The sequence below is a fragment of the Methylicorpusculum sp. genome (assembly GCF_030651835.1).
Taxonomy (GTDB): domain Bacteria; phylum Pseudomonadota; class Gammaproteobacteria; order Methylococcales; family Methylomonadaceae; genus Methylicorpusculum.
The window spans coordinates 1-22,848 of sequence record NZ_JAUSBX010000075.1 but is presented as its reverse complement, the minus strand read 5'-3'; the positions used below and the strand labels follow the sequence as shown (position 1 = coordinate 22,848).

25 protein-coding genes and 3 tRNA genes are annotated in these 22,848 nt (G+C 47.5%); 21 read left to right on the top strand and 7 right to left on the bottom strand.

The features are described 5' to 3' along the window. Positions 1 to 76: 76 nt before the first annotated feature. The 7 genes from Q7V32_RS09235 to Q7V32_RS09205 all read left to right on the top strand — a co-directional run bounded on the left by Q7V32_RS09235 (position 77) and on the right by Q7V32_RS09205 (position 6,846). Positions 77 to 1,300: an aminotransferase class V-fold PLP-dependent enzyme gene (locus Q7V32_RS09235; RefSeq protein ID WP_304896685.1), complete on the top strand. Its 1,224-nt coding sequence runs from the start codon at positions 77 to 79 to the stop codon at positions 1,298 to 1,300. Further along, positions 1,300 to 1,752, top strand: a complete 453-nt coding sequence (sufU, locus tag Q7V32_RS09230) for a Fe-S cluster assembly sulfur transfer protein SufU (RefSeq protein ID WP_304896684.1) — start codon at positions 1,300 to 1,302, stop codon at positions 1,750 to 1,752. Before Q7V32_RS09235 ends, sufU begins: the two co-directional genes overlap by 1 nt. A 57-nt stretch (positions 1,753 to 1,809) precedes the next feature. Next, positions 1,810 to 2,586 (top strand): class I SAM-dependent methyltransferase, encoded by a 777-nt coding sequence (locus Q7V32_RS09225; protein WP_304896683.1) that lies wholly within the window; start codon positions 1,810 to 1,812, stop codon positions 2,584 to 2,586. 24 nt (positions 2,587 to 2,610) lie between these two features. After that, entirely contained in the window at positions 2,611 to 2,931 is a 321-nt protein-coding gene (locus Q7V32_RS09220; RefSeq protein ID WP_304896682.1) for a non-heme iron oxygenase ferredoxin subunit, read from the top strand. A gap of 464 nt (positions 2,932 to 3,395) precedes the next feature. Continuing rightward, positions 3,396 to 4,494 (top strand): peptide chain release factor 2 gene (gene prfB, locus Q7V32_RS09215; protein WP_159652378.1). Its coding sequence is split into 2 segments (ribosomal slippage): positions 3,396 to 3,470 and positions 3,472 to 4,494, totalling 1,098 coding nucleotides; the frame shifts between segments, so codons are not numbered across the junction. Positions 4,495 to 4,569: 75 nt separating this feature from the next. Further along, positions 4,570 to 6,069: a lysine--tRNA ligase gene (lysS, locus tag Q7V32_RS09210; protein WP_304896681.1), complete on the top strand. Its 1,500-nt coding sequence runs from the start codon at positions 4,570 to 4,572 to the stop codon at positions 6,067 to 6,069. A 201-nt stretch (positions 6,070 to 6,270) separates the two neighbouring features. Next, positions 6,271 to 6,846, top strand: a complete 576-nt coding sequence (locus tag Q7V32_RS09205; protein ID WP_304896680.1) for a Uma2 family endonuclease — start codon at positions 6,271 to 6,273, stop codon at positions 6,844 to 6,846. A gap of 68 nt (positions 6,847 to 6,914) precedes the next feature. On the opposite strand, the gene Q7V32_RS09200 is transcribed toward Q7V32_RS09205, so the two are convergent. After that, the gene (locus Q7V32_RS09200) at positions 6,915 to 7,352 is read right to left on the bottom strand and encodes a YcgN family cysteine cluster protein (protein ID WP_304896679.1); all 438 of its coding nucleotides are present in this window, start codon (positions 7,350 to 7,352) and stop codon (positions 6,915 to 6,917) included. 155 nt (positions 7,353 to 7,507) lie between these two features. Here Q7V32_RS09200 and Q7V32_RS09195 point away from each other — a divergent pair, with 155 nt between their 5' ends. Then, entirely contained in the window at positions 7,508 to 8,971 is a 1,464-nt protein-coding gene (locus Q7V32_RS09195; RefSeq protein ID WP_304896678.1) for a helicase HerA-like domain-containing protein, read from the top strand. Positions 8,972 to 9,051: 80 nt separating this feature from the next. On the opposite strand, the gene Q7V32_RS09190 is transcribed toward Q7V32_RS09195, so the two are convergent. Next, on the bottom strand, positions 9,052 to 9,372 hold the full coding sequence (locus Q7V32_RS09190) for a hypothetical protein (protein WP_304896677.1): 321 nt from the start codon (positions 9,370 to 9,372) through the stop codon (positions 9,052 to 9,054). Between the two features lie 353 nt (positions 9,373 to 9,725). Here Q7V32_RS09190 and Q7V32_RS09185 point away from each other — a divergent pair, with 353 nt between their 5' ends. Further along, entirely contained in the window at positions 9,726 to 10,445 is a 720-nt protein-coding gene (locus Q7V32_RS09185) for an SIMPL domain-containing protein (protein ID WP_159652371.1), read from the top strand. Positions 10,446 to 10,658: 213 nt separating this feature from the next. On the opposite strand, the gene Q7V32_RS09180 is transcribed toward Q7V32_RS09185, so the two are convergent. The 5 genes from Q7V32_RS09180 to cysS form a co-directional block, all read right to left on the bottom strand. Beyond that, positions 10,659 to 10,734: transfer RNA gene (locus tag Q7V32_RS09180), tRNA-His, on the bottom strand. 35 nt (positions 10,735 to 10,769) lie between these two features. Then, positions 10,770 to 10,846 (bottom strand) — tRNA-Arg (locus Q7V32_RS09175). 4 nt (positions 10,847 to 10,850) lie between these two features. Beyond that, positions 10,851 to 10,927, bottom strand: a tRNA-Pro gene (locus Q7V32_RS09170). 428 nt (positions 10,928 to 11,355) lie between these two features. Beyond that, entirely contained in the window at positions 11,356 to 11,985 is a 630-nt protein-coding gene (gene fchA / locus Q7V32_RS09165) for a methenyltetrahydrofolate cyclohydrolase (protein WP_304896676.1), read from the bottom strand. A 52-nt stretch (positions 11,986 to 12,037) separates the two neighbouring features. Then, positions 12,038 to 13,429: a cysteine--tRNA ligase gene (cysS, locus tag Q7V32_RS09160; RefSeq protein ID WP_304896675.1), complete on the bottom strand. Its 1,392-nt coding sequence runs from the start codon at positions 13,427 to 13,429 to the stop codon at positions 12,038 to 12,040. Between the two features lie 243 nt (positions 13,430 to 13,672). Between cysS and Q7V32_RS09155 the strand changes: the two genes are divergently transcribed. The 12 genes from Q7V32_RS09155 (at position 13,673) to Q7V32_RS09100 (ending at position 21,908) form a co-directional block, all read left to right on the top strand. Continuing rightward, a complete protein-coding gene (locus tag Q7V32_RS09155; protein ID WP_304896674.1) occupies positions 13,673 to 14,254 on the top strand; it encodes a peptidylprolyl isomerase in 582 nt (193 codons plus the stop codon). A gap of 357 nt (positions 14,255 to 14,611) precedes the next feature. After that, positions 14,612 to 15,232: a cytochrome c biogenesis heme-transporting ATPase CcmA gene (ccmA, locus tag Q7V32_RS09150; RefSeq protein WP_304896673.1), complete on the top strand. Its 621-nt coding sequence runs from the start codon at positions 14,612 to 14,614 to the stop codon at positions 15,230 to 15,232. A 2-nt stretch (positions 15,233 to 15,234) separates the two neighbouring features. After that, positions 15,235 to 15,918 carry a heme exporter protein CcmB gene (ccmB, locus tag Q7V32_RS09145; protein ID WP_304896672.1) on the top strand — a complete coding sequence of 228 codons (684 nt, stop codon included), beginning with the start codon at positions 15,235 to 15,237 and terminating at the stop codon, positions 15,916 to 15,918. A 2-nt stretch (positions 15,919 to 15,920) separates the two neighbouring features. Continuing rightward, positions 15,921 to 16,661, top strand: coding sequence for a heme ABC transporter permease (locus Q7V32_RS09140; RefSeq protein ID WP_304896671.1), 741 nt, complete (start codon positions 15,921 to 15,923; stop codon positions 16,659 to 16,661). Beyond that, complete coding sequence (ccmD, locus tag Q7V32_RS09135; RefSeq protein ID WP_304896670.1) at positions 16,658 to 16,828, top strand: heme exporter protein CcmD; 171 nt, start codon at positions 16,658 to 16,660, stop codon at positions 16,826 to 16,828. Before Q7V32_RS09140 ends, ccmD begins: the two co-directional genes overlap by 4 nt. After that, positions 16,825 to 17,268, top strand: coding sequence for a cytochrome c maturation protein CcmE (gene ccmE, locus Q7V32_RS09130; RefSeq protein WP_370691449.1), 444 nt, complete (start codon positions 16,825 to 16,827; stop codon positions 17,266 to 17,268). Before ccmD ends, ccmE begins: the two co-directional genes overlap by 4 nt. Continuing rightward, positions 17,268 to 19,214: a heme lyase CcmF/NrfE family subunit gene (locus Q7V32_RS09125; protein ID WP_304896703.1), complete on the top strand. Its 1,947-nt coding sequence runs from the start codon at positions 17,268 to 17,270 to the stop codon at positions 19,212 to 19,214. The genes ccmE and Q7V32_RS09125 overlap by 1 nt, the downstream gene beginning before the upstream one ends. Further along, the gene (locus Q7V32_RS09120) at positions 19,211 to 19,744 is read left to right on the top strand and encodes a DsbE family thiol:disulfide interchange protein (RefSeq protein ID WP_304896702.1); all 534 of its coding nucleotides are present in this window, start codon (positions 19,211 to 19,213) and stop codon (positions 19,742 to 19,744) included. The genes Q7V32_RS09125 and Q7V32_RS09120 overlap by 4 nt, the downstream gene beginning before the upstream one ends. Further along, entirely contained in the window at positions 19,744 to 20,196 is a 453-nt protein-coding gene (locus Q7V32_RS09115; protein ID WP_304896669.1) for a cytochrome c-type biogenesis protein, read from the top strand. Before Q7V32_RS09120 ends, Q7V32_RS09115 begins: the two co-directional genes overlap by 1 nt. Then, positions 20,193 to 21,452, top strand: coding sequence for a c-type cytochrome biogenesis protein CcmI (ccmI, locus tag Q7V32_RS09110; RefSeq protein WP_304896668.1), 1,260 nt, complete (start codon positions 20,193 to 20,195; stop codon positions 21,450 to 21,452). Before Q7V32_RS09115 ends, ccmI begins: the two co-directional genes overlap by 4 nt. A 22-nt stretch (positions 21,453 to 21,474) precedes the next feature. After that, positions 21,475 to 21,726: a hypothetical protein gene (locus tag Q7V32_RS09105; RefSeq protein ID WP_304896667.1), complete on the top strand. Its 252-nt coding sequence runs from the start codon at positions 21,475 to 21,477 to the stop codon at positions 21,724 to 21,726. Then, a complete protein-coding gene (locus tag Q7V32_RS09100) occupies positions 21,714 to 21,908 on the top strand; it encodes a hypothetical protein (RefSeq protein WP_304896666.1) in 195 nt (64 codons plus the stop codon). Before Q7V32_RS09105 ends, Q7V32_RS09100 begins: the two co-directional genes overlap by 13 nt. Positions 21,909 to 22,848: the final 940 nt, after the last annotated feature.

Genomic DNA, 22,848 nt, shown 5'->3' with positions numbered 1-22,848 from the left:
AGCGTTAATTTTTGTAAAATACGCCGGTTCGGCAGTTGAATTAGCAAACCTTAAAATTAGTTAAGACACACACACAATGACACACTTTCCTGTAGAAAAAATTCGCCTCGATTTCCCGATTCTGGAAGAAAAGATTCGCAATAAACCCCTGGTTTATTTGGATAATGCGGCATCGTGCCAGAAACCCAATGCGGTGATAGACACCATTTCTCATGTGTACCGGCATGATTATGCGAATGTGCATCGTGGAGTTCATACGCTCAGTGTGCGGTCTACCGACAAATTTGAGAGCGCCCGCGAAAAAATCCGCGCGTTTATAAATGCCGATTCAACAAAAGAAATTATTATCACCAAGGGTACAACCGAATCCATCAATCTGGTTGCGCAGACCTACGGTAAAGCCAATCTGAAACCCGGTGACGAAATTCTTATTACCGCGATGGAGCATCATTCCAATATCGTGCCCTGGCAAATGCTGTGCGAGCAAACCGGGGCCATATTGAAAGTGGCGCCTATCAATCAGCAAGGCGAGTTGATAGTTACCGAGTTTGAAAAATTGTTAGGCGACAAAACCCGGCTGGTTGCCGTCGTCCACATGTCCAACGCCCTGGGAACCATTAATCCGGTCAAAAATATCATTGACCTGGCGCATAGTCGATCCATTCCGGTGCTGCTGGATGGGGCACAGGCCATTCCGCACATGGCGGTCGATGTTCAGGCGCTGGATTGTGATTTTTACGCCTTTTCCGGACATAAACTCTACGGGCCGTCAGGCGTTGGTATTTTGTACGGAAAGCGAGCGCTGCTGGAAGCCATGCCGCCGTACCAGGGCGGTGGCGATATGATCAGAAAAGTGACGTTTGAAGAAACGGAATACAACTCACTGCCTTATAAATTTGAAGCAGGAACGCCGTCGATTGCCGATGTGATCGGTTTGGGGGCGGCTATCGAATATCTGAATGATATCGGTATGGATGCTATTGCTGCTTATGAAGCTGAATTACTGAATTATGCAACAGAAAAAGCCAAACAAATCAAAGGTCTGAGGATTATCGGTGAAGCGGCCGAAAAAGGCGCCATCCTTTCGTTTGTGCTGGACAGAATTCACCCCCACGATATTGGGACCATGCTGGACAGTTTAGGTGTCGCCATTCGAGCGGGTCATCATTGTGCCATGCCGGTCATGGATTTTTACGAAGTACCGGCAACAGCCCGCGCCTCGTTTGCCATGTATAATACCCAACAGGAAATAGATGTTCTTATGAACGGTATAGAATCTTTGATTGAGGTGTTTGGCTAATGTTTGATGATTTACGCGATCTCTACCAGGAGGTCATATTTGACCACAACCGTAACCCGCGCAATTTTCGGGTCATGGATAATGCCGACCGAAAAGTCGAAGGCTTCAATCCTTTGTGCGGAGACCGGCTCACCTTATATTTAAAAATGTCTGGCGATGTGATCGAAGATGCCAGTTTTCAGGGCTCAGGATGCGCCATTTCAACGGCTTCGGTGTCATTGATGACGGAGATCATCAAAGGCAAAACCGAAGCGGAAGCCGAAGCGTTATTTAAAACCTTCCATGAAATGACCACCGGCAAGGATGAAGCTATTCAACTGGAGGCGGTCGGCAAATTAGCCGTATTAGCCGGTGTCAGAGAATATCCCGCCCGGGTTAAATGCGCCACGCTGGCCTGGCATACGCTGGATGCGGCGTTAAAGAATGAACAGAAGTCCATCTCAACCGAGTAAATCAGGACTTTTCTTTTTATTTGCGCAACATTTAATACCCAAGTGGCTGATGCGGGCATGACACTTTCCTACAGGGGTAAACTTGCTGTTCTCTATGAAGGGCAGGGGGATTTGGCTATTTACCAGCAACTTGCCGAAAGACTGTCAGTTCCGCTGAGGTCCACAGCAACGCCCGGATTTGATCCGCATGAGTTGTTTTTCCTGAGCTGGCGCGAAGGTTCACTTAAGCTCATCGACCGTCAGTTGCTGCGAAAAGGCGGTATGACGGTCGAAATCGAACCCAGGCCAGGCGAGCAGCGTTCCTGGCCTGCGCCTAAAACAGGCGCGTTGGCGCAGGCAATCGGCCGAAAAACCAAAACGGTCATCGATGCAACCACAGGTTGGGGACAAGATAGTCTGCACATCTTCAGGATGGGTTATGAACTGCGCTGTATAGAGCGATCGCCGGTCATGCTGGAACTGTTGGCGGATGCATTTACTCGATTGACCCAACTGGATTGGGTCAGTCGTTTGAAACTAGAGCCCCCAGAATTGATGCCCGGAAATGCGATCGCTGTTTTAAGTGAACTTGAACAAGCGCCGGATTGTATTTATCTCGACCCGATGTTTCCTCCTAAACGTAAAAAATCCGCGCTGGCCAAAAAATCCATGACTGTATTACGTGATTTATTGGGTGATGATGAGGACAAGGATCAATTATTTGCCGCAGCCATGAAGACAACCGCTAAAAAAGTGGTGGTAAAAAGTCCCGATGATGTGGAGCCTTTAGGTGGGGCGCCTCATGAAAGTTTTAGCGGCAAATTGCTGCGTTATGATGTTTATCTTAAAGTTTAAGTGGAATTATCAGGAGACAAATCAATGTCCAAATGGGTCGATGTGGTCAGTCAGGATGCGCTGGCCGAGGGTGAGCATGTAGTTGTAGATGTCGACGGGGTCGAGGTCGCCGTCTTCAATCTGGAAGGCAGTTTTTATGCGATCGAAGATGTGTGCAGTCATGATGGCGCGGAAATCGCCAGCGGCGAACTGCAGGGCGATGAAATTGTCTGTCCACGCCACGGCGCCCGGTTCTGCGTAAAAACAGGCCAGGTCAAATCAGCACCCGCCTATGAGGATATTGCCTGTTTCAAAGTGCGTATCGAAGATAAGCGCGTACAAGTGCGAGACGACAGGTGGGATTGATTTACTCCTGATTTTTAAGTCACTGGTTGCGTTAAAGGTTGGTGTCGTCCTGCACCGATTGCCGGGGTCCAGAAGCTATGGCCGGTATTGATGTCCTTTCAACGTAACTATATTCAGTCCCCCTCTTTGAAAAAGAGGGGTTAGGGGAGATTTTAAAAATAAATTCCCTTTTTTAAAGTTACCTCCGCCAATATTATCGCAGCCAGTATCTCCAGCCTGGCTGATGTTTCGCTTTTTGCCTAAAAATGTTACGAGCCCATAGCCGAATAGTGTTCCACTGTTTAAGGTTATAATGCCGGCTTACCACTCAGGATCGAGCTTTGATCAAGGAAAATCGACTGTGTCAATTCACATTGATACAGTAGCGATTGTTATCCGGTATTCGTTTATAATTCGCCTTTTAATAAATTCAGCGCCGTCATTCAACTGAAAGTCGGCACAACTCTATTTGCAACAGATAAGCCATGCAAGAAATCAATCCTATAAAAAATAAAATAGCAGACCTCAGAAGCCGCGGTGATGCGCTAAGGGGGTATCTTTGACTACGACACCAAAAACGAACGGCTGGTTGAGGTTTTAAGAGAGCTTGAAAATCCCAAGATCTGGGACAATCCCGAAAATGCACAAACCTTGGGTAAAGAGCGCGTTCAGTTAGAAACTATCGTCAATACGATAAACGAACTGGAAGGCGGTTTGGTTGATGCAAGCGAGCTTTTGGAAATGGCGGTTGAGGAAAACGATGAAGAGACCGTCGATACCGTTGTCGCGGATCTGGAACATCTGGAAAAAAGAGTGGCCGATCTGGAGTTTCGCAGAATGTTTTCCGGTGAAATGGATGCCAACAACGCGTTTCTTGATATTCAATCGGGCTCTGGTGGCACAGAAGCTCAGGATTGGGCTTCCATGATAGAACGGATGTTTCTGCGTTGGGGTGAGGCCAAAGGTTTTAAAACCGAACTGATTGAAGAGTCGCCCGGTGATGTTGCAGGTATAAAAAGCGCAACCATCAAGTTTGAAGGGGAATATGCTTTTGGCTGGCTGCGAACCGAAACAGGCGTGCATCGTCTGGTCCGTAAATCACCTTTTGATTCCGGTAACCGGCGCCATACCTCGTTTGCATCGGTTTTTGTCTCACCTGAAATTAACGATGATGTTGAAATCGACATCAATCCGGCCGATTTGCGTGTCGATGTTTACCGTGCCAGCGGGGCGGGCGGACAGCATATCAACAAAACCGAATCCGCCGTGCGGATAACCCACGGTCCCAGCGGCATCGTTGTGCAATGCCAAAGCGATAGATCACAACATAAAAACCGTGATACCGCCATGAAGCAACTTAAAGCGAAGTTGTATGAAATGGAAATGATGAAGCGCAGCGAGAAACAACAAGCCTTGGAAGATTCCAAATCCGATATAGGTTGGGGTAGCCAGATCCGCTCCTATGTGCTGGACCAGTCGCGCATCAAGGATTTACGCACCGGCGTCGAAACAGGCAATACTCAAGCTGTGTTGGACGGTGATCTGGATCAGTTTATAGAGGCCAGTTTGAAGAGTGGGTTGTGATGGATTTGACAGTTGTCGGCCGATAACTCGACAAAGTAAAAAATAACTTAAAATACAAAATTAAAAAAAATCAGTATGTCTGAACAACAACAAGACGAACAAGAACAAATCAAACAACGCCGCAGCAAGCTGAATGATATTCGTGAGCAGGGTGTCGCGTTTCCTACCGATTTTCGCCGCAATGTGGTGGTCGGTGAGTTGCTTGCCGAGTATGGTGAAAAGACCAAGGAAGAACTGGAAGCAGAGCCGGTAAGGGTCAAAGTGGCGGGGCGGATGATGACCCGTCGCGTAATGGGTAAAGCCAGTTTTTGTCACATCCAGGATATGTCCGGGCAAATGCAGCTTTATGTGACCCGCGATACGTTGCCTGAGGGCTTTTATAACGAGCAATTCAAAAAATGGGATATCGGCGATATTATCGGTGGCGAAGGGGTTTTGTTTAAAACCAATACCGATGAGCTGAGCGTTAAAGTCGATGATATTCGTTTGTTGACCAAAGCCCTGCGCCCGCTTCCTGAAAAATTCCACGGTATTGCTGATCAGGAAATCAAATACCGCCAGCGTTATCTCGATTTGATCATGAGCGAGCAATCGCGCAGTACGTTTGTGATGCGGACAAAAATCGTCAGCTATATCCGTGAATTTCTGGTGAGCAGACAATTTCTGGAAGTTGAAACGCCGATGATGCAGGTGATTCCCGGCGGAGCCACAGCCCGTCCGTTTAAAACCCATCACAATGCGTTGGACATGGGGCTTTATTTGCGCATTGCGCCGGAATTGTATTTAAAAAGGCTGGTTGTGGGCGGTTTTGAGCGGGTTTTTGAAATCAACCGTAATTTCCGGAATGAAGGTTTGTCGACCCGGCATAACCCCGAATTTACGATGCTGGAGTTTTATCAGGCCTATGCCGAATACGGCGATCTGATGGATTTGACCGAAGCAATGCTGCGCGGCATCGCTGAGGAAGTGGTTGGGCAGGCGATCATCAGCTATCAGGGTGAGCACTATGATTTCGGCAAGCCGTTTGATCGCATGACCGTTCTGGAATCGATTCTAAAATTTAATCCTGACCTGGCTCTGGCCGACTTACAAACTCGGGACGCGGCAGCACAAGTCGCCGCCGGTTTGAATATTCCGGTAAAAGACACTTATGGCTTGGGTAAAATTCAAATTGAAATTTTCGAGAAAACGGTTGAACACCGCTTAATGAATCCTACCTTTATCACTGCGTATCCGGTGGAAGTATCCCCACTGGCAAGACGCAATGACCACGATCCCCATGTGACCGATCGGTTTGAGTTTTTCGTTGGTGGACGCGAAATCGCGAATGGATTTACCGAGTTGAATGATGCGGAAGACCAAGCCGAACGTTTCCGTAAACAAGTGGAAGAAAAGGAAGCCGGAGACGATGAGGCCATGCATTATGACGCCGATTACATTGTTGCGTTGGAACACGGCATGCCGCCGACCGCAGGCGAGGGCATAGGCATTGATCGCTTGGTGATGCTATTTACTGATGCGCCGTCGATTCGTGATGTCTTGTTGTTTCCGCATATGCGGCCAAAAAATCAATAAACGATGCGTTTTTGGCAAGATTGGACAGATAAAAGTCTAAGCAGAGTCATGTAAAATATTACGGTACATGGATAATTCCGGATCACAAGAGGGTTGCCTTTCTTTTAAAAAGAAGGGATGGGGGATTTATTAAATAAATTACCTAAAACCCTGTTTTAAAAGTGGAAGCAATGTGTAGCGAGATCCTGAGAGGTAGGACAGATGAATGAGCCCGCATTCCAGCTAGCGAGTTACGAGGATTTATTGGATTTGCCCGAGCATGTCATCGGTGAGATTTTAAATGGTCAACTGATTACCCAGCCGCGCCCCGCGCCGCGGCACTCTCTAGCGGCATCGGTGATTGGCGATGAATATGTCAGTCCTTATCATCGTGGTCGTGGCGGTCCCGGTGGATGGTGGATTCTGTTCGAACCTGAATTGCATTTGGGCAGGGATATTCTGGTTCCTGATCTGGCCGGTTGGCGGCGGACAACACTGCCGAATCTACCTGAAGAAGCCTATTTCAGTGTTGCCCCTGATTGGATATGCGAAGTTTTATCGCCCGGAACGGCCCGAATCGATCGGGCTGTCAAAATGCCGATTTATGCTCAAAACGAAGTGTCATGGTTGTGGCTGGTTGATCCTGATGCCAGAACACTGGAAGTCTATCGCTTGTTGGATTGTCATTGGCTTCTCGAGCATACCTGGCAAAATGATGATGTGGTTAATGCGCCTCCGTTCGCCGAAGTCAGTTTGACGATGAACGATCTCTGGGTGCCCGTCGTGCAGACAGGATAAAACATATGCCCAATTGGAGCTGCTTTCAAAAAGCTTCAATTGGCAAGTATGCTTTTGGCGTCAGTACATCAATCGAAATCTTCAATAATGTGATCTTCCAGATCATCCTCAGCCACTTCCGTTTCTGAAACGGCATAATCTACAACCGAAATCCCCGCATCAATGACGCTCTTCGGACTACCCGATATCAAGGGGTGCCAGTCGAAAAGTTCTTTACCTTCTGCCAGCAACCGGTAAGCGCAGGTCGACGGCAGCCAGTTTAGGGCTTTTTGTAAATTGCTTCCTGTCAGATCCATGCATTCGGGCACCCGCTGCAAGCGGGTTTCGTAGTGGCTGCAACGGCAGCTTGTTAAATCCAGAAGTTTACAGGCCGCATTCGTGTAATAAATATCGCCGGTGTCTTCATCTTCGAGTTTGTTGAGGCAGCAGCGGCCACACCCATCGCACAGTGATTCCCATTCCTGCAGGTTCATGTCAGCTAATTTTTTAGTTTCCCAGAAGTTCATGGCGTTGATTGAAAAGCGGTTTGTTGAAGGGATTTTACGCGGTCAAGACGGGTTTCCAGCGTTACAAATTAGGTCTACCTGGCTAAGGTTGGGCCGATAGGGGTGATGTGTTAGCATTAGCAACGATTCGAGTTTAGCACAGGAAAAGAGAGGCTATGAAAACATTATTTATCGGCGGCAACCAGGGAAGTCAGCTTATTATGGATGCGGCTATTGCGAACCGTCACGGTGTTATCGCAGGTGCAACCGGTACGGGCAAAACAGTGACCTTGCAAGTCCTGGCTGAGGGGTTTTCAAAGCTCGGTGTTCCGGTTTTTTTGGCCGATATCAAAGGTGATTTATCGGGGATTGCCAATCCGGGCAAAGCTCATGACAAAATTTCCGAACGATTGGCCGTGATCGGTATTCAGGATTTTCAATTTCGAGGTAATCCGACCGTTTTTTGGGATATTTTCGGAAAAAACGGCCATCCGGTGAGAACCGCATTGTCGGATCTGGGGCCATTGCTGCTCAGCAATCTGCTGGAATTGAATGAAACGCAAACCGGAGTCATCTACAGCTGTTTCAAAATAGCCGATGATGAGGGGTTATTGTTATTGGATCTTAAAGATTTGAGATCTTTACTGACGTGGATGGGCGAAAATGCATCCTCTCTTTCCAGGGAGTACGGCAATATAGCCCCAGCCAGCATTGGTTCCATCCAAAGGCGGCTGTTAGTATTGGCAGAGCAGGGTGCGGAGCGTTTTTTTGCTGAACCCGCCGTTAAGGTCGATGATTTTTGTAAAACCGATTTTTCGGGCAACGGTGTGATCAGTCTTCTTGATGCAACCGAGCTTGCTAATAAATCCCCCAGGCTCTATGCGACTTTTTTGTTGTGGATGCTATCCGAGTTATTTGAAACCTTGCCTGAAGTAGGCGATAGCGACCGGCCGAAATTGGTCTTGTTTTTTGATGAGGCGCATTTGCTGTTTAAAGAAGCGCCCAAGGTGCTTATAGACAAAATTGAGCAAATCGTCAGGTTGATTCGTTCCAAAGGTGTCGGCGTCTATTTTATCAGCCAAAGTCCATTGGATATTCCAGGTCCCATACTCGGCCAGATGGGGTTGAAAATTCAGCATGCGATCCGGGCATTTACTCCGGCTGACCGGAAGGTGCTTAAAAGTGTTTCAGAGACTTTCAGAGCGAATCCTGCGATTGACGTTGAAACGGCTTTGCAGGAACTAAAAACCGGTGAAGCGCTGGTTTCGGTGTTGAATAAAGATGGAAGTCCAACGCCTGTCGAGCGTATTTTGATTAAGCCGCCCGAATCACAAATCGGGCCTCTCTCACCAGAACAACGGGTTGAAATGATCGGCCGGTCGCCTTACAAAGGGCGATACGATCAGGAAGTCGACCGTGAGTCAGCTTATGAGCTTTTAAAACAAAAGGCCGAACAGCAGGATTTTCAAGAACAAGTCAGGCGCGATACGTCCAAAGTGGCCGCTCCGCGTTCGGCATCATCTAACCGGCAAAGTGTCGGAGAAGCTTTGGTCAAGAGCGCTGTCCGGACAATAGGGTCTCAGTTGGGCCGCCAAATTGTTCGCGGCTTAATGGGCTCTTTATTGGGCGGAAAGCGCTGAAAAAGACCAAACGCATTTCCGGGTAGAATGGCGGTGAAGCACTCAGTCAGGCAAAACAAGGCATGGCTGAGTGCTTGGGCTTACTGTGTAACCATATCCTGAAGTTGCGTTCTGCAGCGAAGATGGTTGGCCGAGATGCGATTGAGAAAGTTGCGGTAGACCTTGTCCATCCATTCAAGTGATGCCTGGGCTTCCTTTCGTGAATTGAACGGGCCGTGAAACTCGGCGTGTTCGTTAAAGCGTCTATCCTGGATCGTTTCAGGCCAGTTGACGATATAAAAGCCGGGTGTCAATGGTTTGCCTTCGCTGGTGTGGTACTTTTTCTGATAAGACTCGGCATCAATAAGCCAGAAATCATGTATGACGTTGGCAATTTCGAATAAATCATAATACGAGTCCATAACTTGCCTCCTCTGGATTAGAAGCATCAGAATCTTGATGCGCTTTTACTCAGGGGGCTCGCTATAGTAATAAAGCGGCCTTTTCCTCGCCTGATTCCCGATGTTCCTGGTTTAAGGTCTTGGTCTGTCAACCCATGCGAGGGTATCCCCTTGGGTTAGAATTGGACCATAAACACAAGCAAAAAAAAATCCGTACGAATACTTACGACTAGCAAAAAAGTGTAAATTCCGATGAGCACGTTGTCTTGTTTTGAAACGGTAAATGTCATTTGCGGTTGCGTAAAAAAATGATTTTTAAGATAAAGTAGCGCAACATATTCATCAGTAATCAACCAAGAGTGGAGTTCATTGCTATGTATCAGATCAAAAGTTCCAGTGCATTGGTTTTAGGCTTATTTATTTTTCTAGGTTTGTCAGCGTTGGGTTATTTGCTGGGAAACGCCGCTATCAAATTTAAGGAGTACGAACGCACTGTCACCGTTAAAGGGCTTTCTGAGCGAGAGTTTCCGGCTGACATTGTCATTTGGCCGATTCAATTTACTGAAGCCGGAAACGAGCTGGAAAAGCTCTATGTTTCACTGGAAGGTAGCACGCAAAAGATCCGGGAATATTTAAACAAAGCCGGAATCAGTGATGCCGAAATATCGGTATCCACCCCGGCGATTACTGATAAATCCGCGCAAAGTTATGGTGATTCGACCAGGGCCGAGTTCAGATTTTCGGCTCAGCAGGCGGTAACCGTCTATTCAACTAATGTCGGTTTGATTAGATCGCTGATGAACGGGCTAGGGAATTTGGGAAAACAAGGCATAGTATTTAGTGCCGGGGGATTTCAAAGTCAAACCGAATATATTTATTCCCAGCTCAATCAAGTCAAACCGGAAATGATTCAGGAAGCAACAACCAAAGCCAGAGAAGTAGCGCAAAAATTTGCAGAAGATTCAAGCAGTCAGTTAGGTAAAATCAAGCAGGCATCACAAGGTCAGTTTTCCATAGAACCAAGAGATACCAACAATCCCCATATCAAAAAGATACGAGTCGTATCCACAGTTGAGTATTATCTCTCGGACTGAGGTTGATAAGTTAAGGATTAATGGTAAAAAGTGTCGCTCCACCTGTTCAGGATTGAAAAGACGAGATCTGGGTGGGTTTTAAGCGATGTTTCGCGGCTTTCAAAAAATAGGAGAAGCAGATGAATTGATCGGTCAATATTGAGAGGAGGATAAGTAAATTTCCTTTAGAATTATCTTCAAGGAGATAAACAGGAGCTGGGAGAATTGATTTGGTGGGGTGGGCGACGGGGCTCGAACCCGCGACAACCGGAATCACAATCCGGGGCTCTACCAACTGAGCTACGCTCACCATAATGAATCTAATGAGGGAGTTTCTGCAAGAAATGGTACGCTTGGCAGGACTCGAACCTGCGACCCTCGGCTTAGAAGGCCGATGCTCTATCCAGCTGAGCTACAAGCGCAGTATGGTCGGGGTAGAGGGATTCGAACCCCCGACATCCTGCTCCCAAAGCAGGCGCGCTACCAGACTGCGCTATACCCCGAATACCTTCAAAAATTGCTTTGGCTTAGTTAGCTAAGCACCCCTGAAGAGCTGCATATATTAGCGATCCCAATTAGTTTCGTCAACAACTATTTTAGGTTTTATTGGGCATTGTTAAAGGCACTGTTTGCGCTAATAGTGGGTATCGCTCCAGCACGGATTTCGGGGATCCAGAAGCCATGGACGGCGTTGAAAACCATTCAACTACTAATACGAACGTTGCATTGTTAGAAGTTGCAGGACGTGCCTGTCGTCGAGGATCAATGGGAACCCCGACGCTGGCATAGACGGCTGCTTCCCGCTGCCGTTTTCCTCTCCAAATACGCCCTGCATCTTCTGGAAATTAGACGTTTTTTCGATCATGCAGAGTAAGATTGTTGACACTTCGTTGACAGCAAAATCCTCTAAAAAAAGAGCTGTATATTTGGCTTAAAGTTTTTCTTTTACAATACGATAAACATCTTCTGCTTCAGAGCTGGAAAATTTAAGGATTTCTTCCAGTTCTTTTAGCACTTGTTCTGCAAATTCCTTGTCCTTAAGGCTGCCTGCATTGATATAGACATTGAGTGCAGCGCTTTTCAGGCCGGCATAACCCGCCATGGCAGCGACACCGGCATCGCTGATTACACCCAGATTACCTTTTTCAGCTGCAATCCGGCTAAGCTCGATCGCCGAGGCGCAGGCTCGGGCGCATGCCATGGGCACTAGCGTCGCTTCTTTTAACTGCTTTTGAATAGATTCGCTTCTAGCCGCTATTTGTTCGTCACTGTCCTTGGGTAGGCCATAAGCTGCCATTAACCGGTCAAAGACTTCAATATCGGCTTTTATCATGCCGGTCAGTTGCTGTCTAAGTACTTCGGACTGTTCCAGTAATTGTTGCATGTCGGTTTCAACGGCTGAGTACTTTGGTTTTCCCAGCGTTAAGTTACATACCATGCTGGTTAGCGCTGCCGATTGGGCTCCCATAAAGGCCGCAGCGCTGCCTCCACCTGGTGTAGGGGTTTTGCTGGCCAGTTCATCGAGAAATAAGTGAAGCGTTTTGTCTTTGATATCGGTCATGGCTATGAATGAATTTTAATCAATTGAGTCAATATTTCATTTAAAAGCAAGGCTATTCTCGGCGCCATGTGGTTATGCCGCCCGGCGCATCTTCCAGAATAACGCCCTGTTGTTTTAGTTCGTCACGAATCTGGTCGGCGATTGCCCAGTTCTTGTTCTTTTTTGCATCAATTCTGGCTTGGATTTTTTCTTCGATCACGGCAGGAGAGAGTTGGTTTTGATCGTCGCCGTCAGTTTGTTGCAAAAAAGCTTCCGGATCGTCTGAGAGAATGCCCAGGATTCCACCTAAGGTTTTAAGCGAAGATGCCAGGGCGTTTGCTTGTGTTTGATCGGTATCTTTGGCTTTATTCAGTTCCCGGGCCAGATCAAATAAAACGGCTAAAGCTACAGGTGTATTGAAATCATCATCCATAGCTTGTTCAAATCGAAGCTGATAAGTTTGCAGCAGATCTGTTCCCGTGGCGTCAACGCCGCGTAAAGCATTATAGATTCGGGTTAAAGCCGTTGCCGCTTCATCCAGATGTTCATCCGAGTAGTTCAACGGGCTTCGGTAATGACTGGAAAGAATAAAAAAACGAATTACTTCAGGCCGATAGCTTTTCAGCACTTCCTTAACGGTAAAAAAGTTGCCCAGGGATTTGGACATCTTTTCTTCATTGATACGGACAAATCCGTTGTGCATCCAGTAATTGACAAACTTTTCACCGGTAGCACCTTCGGATTGTGCGATTTCGTTTTCATGATGCGGGAACTGCAAATCCATTCCACCACCGTGGATGTCAAAATGATTACCCAAACAGCAGGTCGACATGGCCGAACATTCTATATGCCACCCAGGTCTTCCCAATCCCCAGGGCGACGGCCAGGCCGGTTCGGTGGGTTTTGCCATTTTCCATAAGACAAAGTCCAGCGGATCCTGTTTGGCCGCATCAACGTCAACCCGTTCTCCTGCCTGGAGATCGGCCAGGTTTTTACCGGATAATTGGCCGTAATTTTCGAATTTGGCAACCGAATAAAAAACATCGCCATTCTGCCCGACATAGGCCAAACCCTTGTCCAGCAGTTTTTCAATCATGGCGATAATATCGCCAATGGATTGAGTTGCTCGTGGTTCATGATCAGGCGGAAGCACCGAGAGGGCTCTTTCATCCTCATGCATCGCGTCAATATAACGCTGGGTCAGTTCAGCAAAATCCTCATTGTTTTCCTGGGCACGCTTGATGATTTTGTCGTCAATGTCGGTAATATTTCTTACATAAGTCAATTGATAGCCGCTGTGGCGAAAGTAGCGGGCTACCGTGTCAAAAACCACCATCACTCTGGCGTGACCGACATGACAATAGTCATAAACCGTCATGCCGCAGACGTACATGCCGGCTTTTCCGGCTTCACGAGGTTTGAATTCTTCTTTTTGACGTGTGAGCGTGTTGTGAATTTTTATCATGAGCGTGATTAAGTTAGAGGAGCAGTCCTGGCCGAAAATTAAAAGCAGTTTAAGTGTTTCAATGCCTTGGGTCGATACAAAATAATCGAACCATCAACTTATTTGATCATCAGACTTTGAGGTATTCAGGCATTACTGACAGGTTCAGGCTGTAAATCGCAGCAATTTACCAAGCGGCTACTTCTCTTTCAAGCTAAAAACACATAGAATCGCCCGTTTATCATCCTAATTTGAAGGAAAAAAATGCGTATTTTACTAGCTTTTGCGTTGCTTCTTTCTATCACATCAACCCCTTTTGCACAGGAAAAACAGATGTCTCAAACCCAATCCAAAGTTAAATTAACAACCACGCTCGGCGAAATCACCATTCAATTGAATACTGAAAAAGCGCCGGTTTCATCTGAGAATTTCCTGGCATACGTTAAAGAAGGTTTTTACAACGGAACGATTTTTCATCGCGTGATTCCAGGCTTTATGGCTCAGGGCGGTGGCTTTGATGCCGCGTTTGAGCAAAAAACCACCCATGCACCGATTAAAAACGAGGCCGATAACGGACTTTTGAACAAAAAAGGCACGTTAGCCATGGCTAGAACATCAGATCCTGGTTCTGCTACCGCGCAATTTTTTATCAACCTGAAAGATAATTCATTTCTGGACTATTCAAGCCCAACGCCCAATGGTTGGGGTTATGCGGTATTCGGCGAAGTCATCGACGGTATGGACGTCGTTGAAGCGATGGCCACTCAACCTACCGGCAATAAAGGCATGCATCAGGACGTCCCCAAAACGGATATCGTGATAGAAAAAGCAGAAGTTGTTGAGTAAACAACAGAACACTTGATCTGTTCTAAAGAGCCGCTTACATCTTTTTAGCCATGGATGGCCCATAGTCAATGTTTCAGTGGGGGCGGATCAATTAACTAAAATTAGCGTCCAGCCTTGCCGGTTCCAGTTTGACTGTTTCTTTATACATACTTGCTTCGATGCGGGAACTTAGCGCTGTAACACCGGTCTTGAAAACTTGGTCTCAAGGCTTTTAGGTCATCTACTTACCTTGGTATCAGGTTGTTACATTATCCCGTTACAGTTTATTTAAGTTATACTTCGCGCCCCTGTTGTTCATTAACGATTAATTCAGCAGGTTTAGATTTGTTACCAGCTGATTGATCCCTGTCTTAGAATATGAAATCCAATTCCATTGTCTTTGAAGCCCGCCAACTCTCTTGTGTTAGAGATGATCGCGTGTTGTTTGCCAATTTGGATTTTCAGGTCAACGGCGGGCAGGTTTTATTGATTGAAGGACCCAATGGCAGCGGTAAAACATCGTTATTGAGAATTTTAACCGGTTTACGCCTGCCCGATGAGGGTGAGCTTTTCTGGTGCGGGTCACCACTTGAAGAGCTGGATTCGTCTTTTTATCAGCATATTGCTTATGTCAGTCATGGTAACGGCTTGAAAGATGACTTGAGTGTCGAAGAAAATTTGCGTTATGCCAGAGCGTTTGGTGAATCCACATTGACGATAGATCAAGCCTTGGAAAAAGTCGGCTTGATGGGGTATCAGGATACGCCGGTCCGTTATTTATCGGCAGGTCAGCGCCGCCGACTGGCTTTGGCCCGTTTGCTCTGCATGAAAAAAAGTTTATGGATACTCGACGAACCATTTACATCTCTGGATAAAAAAAGTATCGCCACCTTTGAGCAATTCATTCAATCCCATGTTGCCGATAATGGTCTGGTTGTCATGACGTCTCATCACGATACCGGTTTGCCCGCCGAAATCGTTCAGAAAATAGAATTATAACCATGACCGATTCCTCCACTTTAAACGCGTTTGTCGCGATTGTGCGCCGCGATTTGCTATTGGCTTACCGACACAGGGCCGAACTTATCAATCCGCTGGCTTTTTTCGTGTTGGTCGTGACGTTGTTTCCGCTGGGTGTGGGCGCCGACATCGCGCTGTTGAAACGCATAGCTCCGGGTGTAATCTGGGTTGCAGCGTTGCTGGCATCATTGCTGACGATGGACTCCTTGTTCCGTTCGGATTTTGAAGACGGCAGCCTGGAGTTGATGGTGATGTCGCCGCACCCTTTGTCAGTGCTGGTATTGGGCAAGGTCACCGCACACTGGTTATTATCAGGCGCACCGCTTTCATTGGTAGCGCCTTTGTTGGCAATGATGTTCAACATGGACGCTGAGGCCATCAAAATTTTGTTACTGACCTTGTTGCTGGGTACGCCGGTTCTGAGTTTGATCGGCGCGATAGCCGTCGCTTTGACGGTGGGCCTACGAAAGGGCGGCGTATTGCTGGCCATTTTGGTTCTGCCTTTATACGTGCCGGTTTTGATTTTTGCCAGTAATGCCGTTGATGCCGCCATGGCCGGTTTTCCGGTTTCCGGGCAACTGTATATGATGTCTGCCATGTTGTTTCTGGCTATTACCTTAACGCCTTGGCCTACTGCGGCCGCATTAAAAATGAGTTTGAGTTAATTATGATAATGAGATTCCTGCATAAATTTTCTTCACCGCCTTACTTTTATTGGTTGAGCGGCAAGATGCTGCCCTGGCTGACGGCATTGTTGATCGTGTTGCTTGCCTATGGCCTTTATGGCGGATTGGTAATGGCTCCCGCCGATTATCAGCAAGGCGACAGTTTCCGCATCATTTATATTCATGTACCCAGCGCCTGGATGTCGCTTTTTGTCTACGTGGTCATGGCCATCAGTGGCGCAATTGGTTTGATCTGGCATATCAAGCTGGCAGAAATTGTGTCGATCAGCAGCGCTTCCATAGGCGCAGCCTTTACATTTTTAGCGTTGATTACCGGCTCACTGTGGGGAAAACCTATGTGGGGTACCTGGTGGGTTTGGGATGCCAGATTGACATCGGAACTTATCCTGCTGTTTTTGTATCTAGGCGTGATCGGGCTTTATGGCGCGATTGAGGATAAAAGAACGGCGGCAAGGGCGGTGGCTATTTTGGCCCTGGTCGGTGTGGTCAATATACCTATAATTCATTATTCGGTTGAATGGTGGAATACGCTGCATCAAGGTGCGACGGTGACGAAATTTGATAAGCCGTCCATACATCCCGATATGTTGATTCCCTTATTAGTGATGGCCGTTGCGTTTAAGGTTTACTATGGGATTGCATTATTAATGCGTTGCCGCAATGAATTGCTGCAACGTGAACAGAACAACCGCTGGGTTGACGAAATATTGGAGAAACTATGAGCGATTTCTGGCATATGGGCGGCTACGCCTTTTATGTGTGGACTTCCTACGGTATCGGTTTTTTGGTGCTGATTATCGGTCTAATCAAGCCTTTGATGCTGCAAAAAAAAATCTTGCGTGAGCTGGTCCTCAAGCGTCAACGTAATCAAAGAGTCTCTAAATCATGAAACCCATTCGAAGAAAACGTTTATACCTTATTTTATTAATGGTCAGCGGCGTGGCTGTTGGCTCCTGGTTTGGTCTGAAAGCCTTCAATGAAAATCTGATGTACTTTTATTCCACATCCGATGTGATTGACGGTAAGGCACCTAAAGATCATTTGTTCAGACTCGGCGGCATGGTTGTGGACGGCAGCGTCCAGCGTCCCGGAGACGGAATGACGGTCAAGTTTACCCTGACCGATATGGCAAAACAGGTTGAAGTTGAATACACCGGGATTTTGCCCGACCTGTTCAGGGAAGGGCAGGGCATTGTTGCTAACGGCAAGTTAGGCGCCAATGGCGTTTTTGTGGCGCAGGAAGTATTGGCCAAACATGATGAAAACTACATGCCGCCTGAAGTTGAAGGCAGCATGAAGAAACCCTATAAAAAGGAGAATGCTGAATGATCGTTCCTGAAATAGGGCATTTCTCACTGATTTTGGCCTTATCCATGGCACTGATATTGGCATCCGTTCCTATCATCGGTGTTCAATACCGCATCGCCAGCTGGATTGCCGTTGCACGGCCGGTTGCCTGCGGACAGTTATTGTTTGTCGCACTGGCTTATTACTGTTTGACGTATGCCTTTGTCACCCATGATTTTTCTGTCGCCTACGTTGCGGCCAACTCCAACAGCCAATTACCTTATGTGTACCGGATTGCGGCTGTGTGGGGCTCTCATGAAGGCTCTTTATTGCTGTGGATATTGATACTTTCGCTTTGGACAGCGGCTGTAGCTTTGTTCAGCAAAACTTTGCCTGTTGAATTAATTGGCCGGGTTTTGGGTGTTTTAGGCATAGTCAATATCGGATTTTTAACCTTTGTATTATTTACGTCCAATCCATTTTTGAGGCAATTTCCGATTCCTCTCGATGGCCGGGATTTGAATCCGTTGTTGCAAGACCCCGGTATGGCGATACATCCGCCCATGCTGTATATGGGGTATGTCGGTTTTTCAGTGGCCTTCGCTTTTGCTATCGCTGCGTTGATGAACGGCAAACTGGATACAGCCTGGGCGCGCTGGACCCGTCCGTGGACCAATATGGCCTGGATGTTTCTGACAACCGGTATCGTCTTGGGCAGCTGGTGGGCTTATTATGAACTGGGCTGGGGCGGTTGGTGGTTCTGGGATCCGGTCGAAAATGCCTCTTTCATGCCTTGGCTGGTCGGCACCGCGCTGATTCATTCATTGGCGGCAACAGAAAAACGCGGCATGTTTAAAAGCTGGACCATCTTATTGTCCGTCTTCGCCTTTTCGTTGAGTTTATTGGGTACATTTCTGGTGCGTTCCGGTGTCTTGACATCCGTTCACGCGTTCGCCAGCGATCCGACCCGCGGCATTTTTATCCTGATTTTCCTGGGCATTGTGGTCGGTGGTTCACTCACCTTGTTTGCGATCAGAGCGCCTAAAATTAAAAGTGAAGGCAGTTTTGACCTGATTTCAAAAGACGCATTCTTGCTCATCAATAATGTATTGCTGGTTGCTGCAGCAGCGACCATTTTACTAGGCACTTTGTATCCACTGGTTATCGACGCCTTGGGCATGGGCAAAATTTCAGTGGGACCTCCTTATTTCAACAGCGTATTCATTCCGTTAACGGCTCCCTTGGCGGTGTTTGTGGGTGTTGGGATTTTGTCCCGCTGGCGGCAGGATAATCTGGCTCGACTGTCAACCTTGGTCGCTTTGCCGTTTGCCTGCTGTGCGTTTGCGGGCCTTATCCTGGCTTTTTTGCAGGAATCATTCAGTTGGGGCGCTTTGATCGGTCTGACGTTAGCGGTATGGACCGTTGTTTCATCCGGTATGGCCATTCAAGCCCGCTTACGTAACAAGAGCGACAAATTGGCCGCGTTTGTTCAGATACCGGCCAGTGTTTGGGCAATGACTGTTGCGCATGTCGGAATTGGTGTTTTTATTGTCGGCGTCACCTTGACTTCTACTTACTCGGTAGAGAAGGATATCAGGCTTACATCCGGTGAATCGGTGAGCTTGGCGGGTTATGACTTTCTGTTTCACGGAGTTCAAAGTAAAGCCGGTCCTAACTACGATGCCAGTGAAGGTCGGGTAACGATTTCAAAAGACGGTAAAGCGGTGAGTGAGCTTTATCCTGAAAAGCGGATTTACCGGGCATCCGGCATGCCTATGACGGAAGCCGGAATCGATGCCGGAGTGACGCGTGATTTATTTGTCGCTTTGGGCGAGCCTTTGGACAGAGCCGGAGCATGGGCGGTGCGGGTTTATTACAAACCGTATATCCGCTGGATCTGGATGGGCGGATTATTCATGGCTTTCGGCGGCTTGATCGGCGCTATGGATAAACGCTATCGAATCCCGGTTAGAACAGGAGCGGCATAATGCGCTTTCTTATTCCGTTAGGTATTTTTTTCGTATTGGTGATCTTTTTAGGTATCGGCCTAAAGCTGAACCCGAGGGAAGTGCCGTCGCCGTTAATCGGCAAACCGGCTCCCCATTTTCAGCTGGCACAACTGCATACGCCCGAGCAGACTTTTTCGCCCGAACAAATGAAAGGCAAAGTCTGGCTTTTGAATGTCTGGGCTTCCTGGTGTGTGTCTTGCCGGGCTGAGCATCCGGTGCTCAACGAGTTCGCCCGCAGAGGTCAGGTTGAAATTATCGGTCTTAATTACAAAGACGAGCCTGCCGATGCGCGCCAATGGTTAGCTCAATTGGGTAACCCTTACACGATCAGTGTAATGGATACAGAAGGCATGGCCGGACTGGATTGGGGCGTTTACGGCGTGCCGGAAACGTTTGTCATTGATAAGAAAGGCCTGGTGCGGTTCAAGCTGACCGGGCCTGTCGATCCGAATAATCTGCAAACCGAGATCATGCCTTTGCTGCAAACGCTAAATGGCGAGGCGGGATAATGAAAATACTTTTTTTAGTGATGCTGCTTTTTAGCCAATGGGCTCTGGCGACCATTGAAATCTATGAATTTCCGGATCCGGTCCATGAGCAACGTTACCGCGCGCTCACCGAAGAGCTGCGTTGTCTGGTCTGCCAAAATCAGAATATTGCCGACTCACACGCCGAGCTAGCTCAGGATTTACGGCGAAAGGTTTATGAAATGATCAATGCCGGCCAATCCGACGATCAAATTGTCCAATTCATGATTGATCGTTACGGTGATTTTGTTTTGTACCGTCCGCCGCTCAATCCAAAAACCATGATTTTATGGCTGGCGCCGGTATTGACAGTGGCGGCAGGGCTATTTGGCTTTTGGTTTTTACTGAAACGCCGTCGTCAAAGTGATCAACAACCCAGCGATGCAGATTTGCAGCGGATTAGAGACTTGTTAAAAAAGAGCGACAATCAATGATTCAATTTGGAATTTTTGCAGCATTGCTGCTGCTGGTGGCGTTAAGTCTGATTTTGATCCCTCTTTTACTGACCCGGGAAGTGGAATTTAAAGGCGATGATCAAGCTAATATCGAGCTGGCCAAAAAGAAGTTAAAAGACGTTGAGGACGATTTTGCCAACGGAATACTGAATCAACAGCAATTTGATCAAGCTAAACGTGAACTTGAAGTCGGGCTTTTTCTCGATCTGGATGGCAAGCCATCCGCCAAGATTTCGGCAAAAAGCGGACGCTGGCTGGCTATTCCGCTACTTTTCGCAGTGCCCTTGGTATCGTTTTCCCTGTACACCGTTCTCGGCGATTTACGGGTATTAGATAACGATACCTTAAAATCTTTGACGGCGCCTCCGGAAGCCAGTCATGCCTCTAAACTGGAAGATATCAAGGCCATGGTCGACAAATTGGCGGCCAAAATGGATAAAGAACCTAACGATGTCGAAGGCTGGATGATGTTGAGCCGCTCTTATAAAGTATTGGAGCGTTATCAGGATGCTGCCAATGCCATGAGAAAAGCCTATGCTCTGGTCGGCGATCAACCCGATGTGTTATTGCAAATGGCCGATGCCCTGGCGATGGCGAATGGCGGAACATTGAAAGGTGAACCCACGGCATTGGTTGAAAAAGCGTTGCAGGTGGAGCCGGGCAACCAAATGGGCTTGTGGTTGATGGGGATGGCCTATGCCGAGAACGATCAATTTCAAAAAGCGGTTGATAGCTGGCAGGAACTGTTGAAAGGTTATTCGCCGGAACAAAACGGATACCAGGAAGTGGTAAAGCTGATCAATCAAGCCAATGCACGACTGGGAAAACCGCCTGTGCAGGCAGAAGCGCCGTCAGTTGTGTCTGTGGGTTCCGATGTTAAACCGGCAAGCCGCAGCGTTTCGGTTAAAGTGACGCTGGATGACAGCTTCAAAGACAAAGTGAGTCCCGATGACACGTTGTTTATCTATGCCCAAGCCGCAACCGGACCGAAAGCACCATTGGCCATTGTTAAACACCAAGTCAAAGATTTACCTATTGAAGTCAAGTTAGATGACAGTCAGGCAATGATGCCAACCATGACGATATCGTCAGTCGATCATATCAAAATCACCGCACGCATCAGTGCAGCAGGCGGCGCAACCCCTCAAAGCGGCGAGCCTTACGGGATGATTGAAGTCAAAGGCGATGCCGGGGCAGACCTCAAAACCATCGTGATTAATAATTCAATCCGGTAACAGGTCAAGCAATCGAAACCCAATGACCGTTTCTGCTCAGCATAAAGGCTCAGCAGGAACGGTCTATAAAGGATTCGACGGCGCTTTTCTAAAAAAGGAAAATGTACAGCGTTCAGCGGAACAACCAAAGAAAAGTGATGCATCGGGTAGGTTGCGGCTGGCGATAGCCAACCCAACATTTCAAGGCCATGGCGCTATTTATGGCGCTGTTCGCGTTAAAAGTGGGTGTCGCCCGGACATGGTTGCCGGGGTCCGGAAGCCATGGACGGCGTAGGACTTTCACCTCCTTGTGACCTGGGTTCCGGCAATCCATGCCGGAATGACGGCGTTGATGTAGGCTCAACCACTAATGTGGACAGCGCCTTACAAAGCGGCGAGCCTTACGGGATGATTGAAGTCAAAGGCGATGCCGGAGCAGACCTTAAAACCATCGTGATTAATAATTCAATCAGATAAACAGCCAAGTACAATCGAAACCATAATAACGTTCCATCATCAACCGAACAACAAAACAAAGCTGATGCTCTGTGTAGGTTGCGGTTGGCGATAGCCAACCCAACATTTCAAGGCCATGGCGCTATTTATGGCGCTGTTCGCGTTAAAAGTGGGTGTCGCCCGGACATGGTTGCCGGGGTCCGGAAGCCATGGATGGCGTAGGACTTTCACCTCCTTGTGACCTGGGTTCCGGCAATCCATGCCGGAATGACGGCGTTGATGTAGGCTCAACCACTAATGTGGACAGCGCCTTAATTTATTAATGGGCAGCGAAAAGTATGCAAATCACCCAGCGCTGCTTCATTACAAAAGGGTAAATGTTCAGAGGTAGGATGTGCTGAGGTACGAAGCGCATCGCTCGCGATTGATGCGCAGCCTGTTGTCGGCTCATCCCTTTTACAGGAACTTGATCTCTATCGACGCATTCGGGAAGTGATTTGTTAGCCCTCATTCCCCAGATTTCATTGCATCCTGGTCAAGTCGCCTATTTTCCTGAGTTTCAGGATTTAGCATGCATCAGGTTTTGATAACGTTAACAAGCCAACCAAGTAAAATCATTGGACAGCAGTCATTGGAAACTAGAACGTCTGATCGGTAGTTTTCGAGCCCTTGCGATCTATCGCTTCATCTGTTTGAATGGCTGCAAGCTGATCTTGACCGGCCATTATTACTTATCACCTATGATATACGGAAAAGAAAAATTATATGCCAATCAATAAACTATCGTATGGAAATGCATTTTCCGGTAGATATACGGTTAACTATTTAGTGTCTGAAAGAAAACTCAATTTTTTATAATTTCGCCGTTGCTTTGATGACGATTTTCCGGGAATTTTGCCTTCAGATCGAACGCTCAGACACGCTGATTGCGTCTAATTGAGAAACATTCCTATTTGCGCCG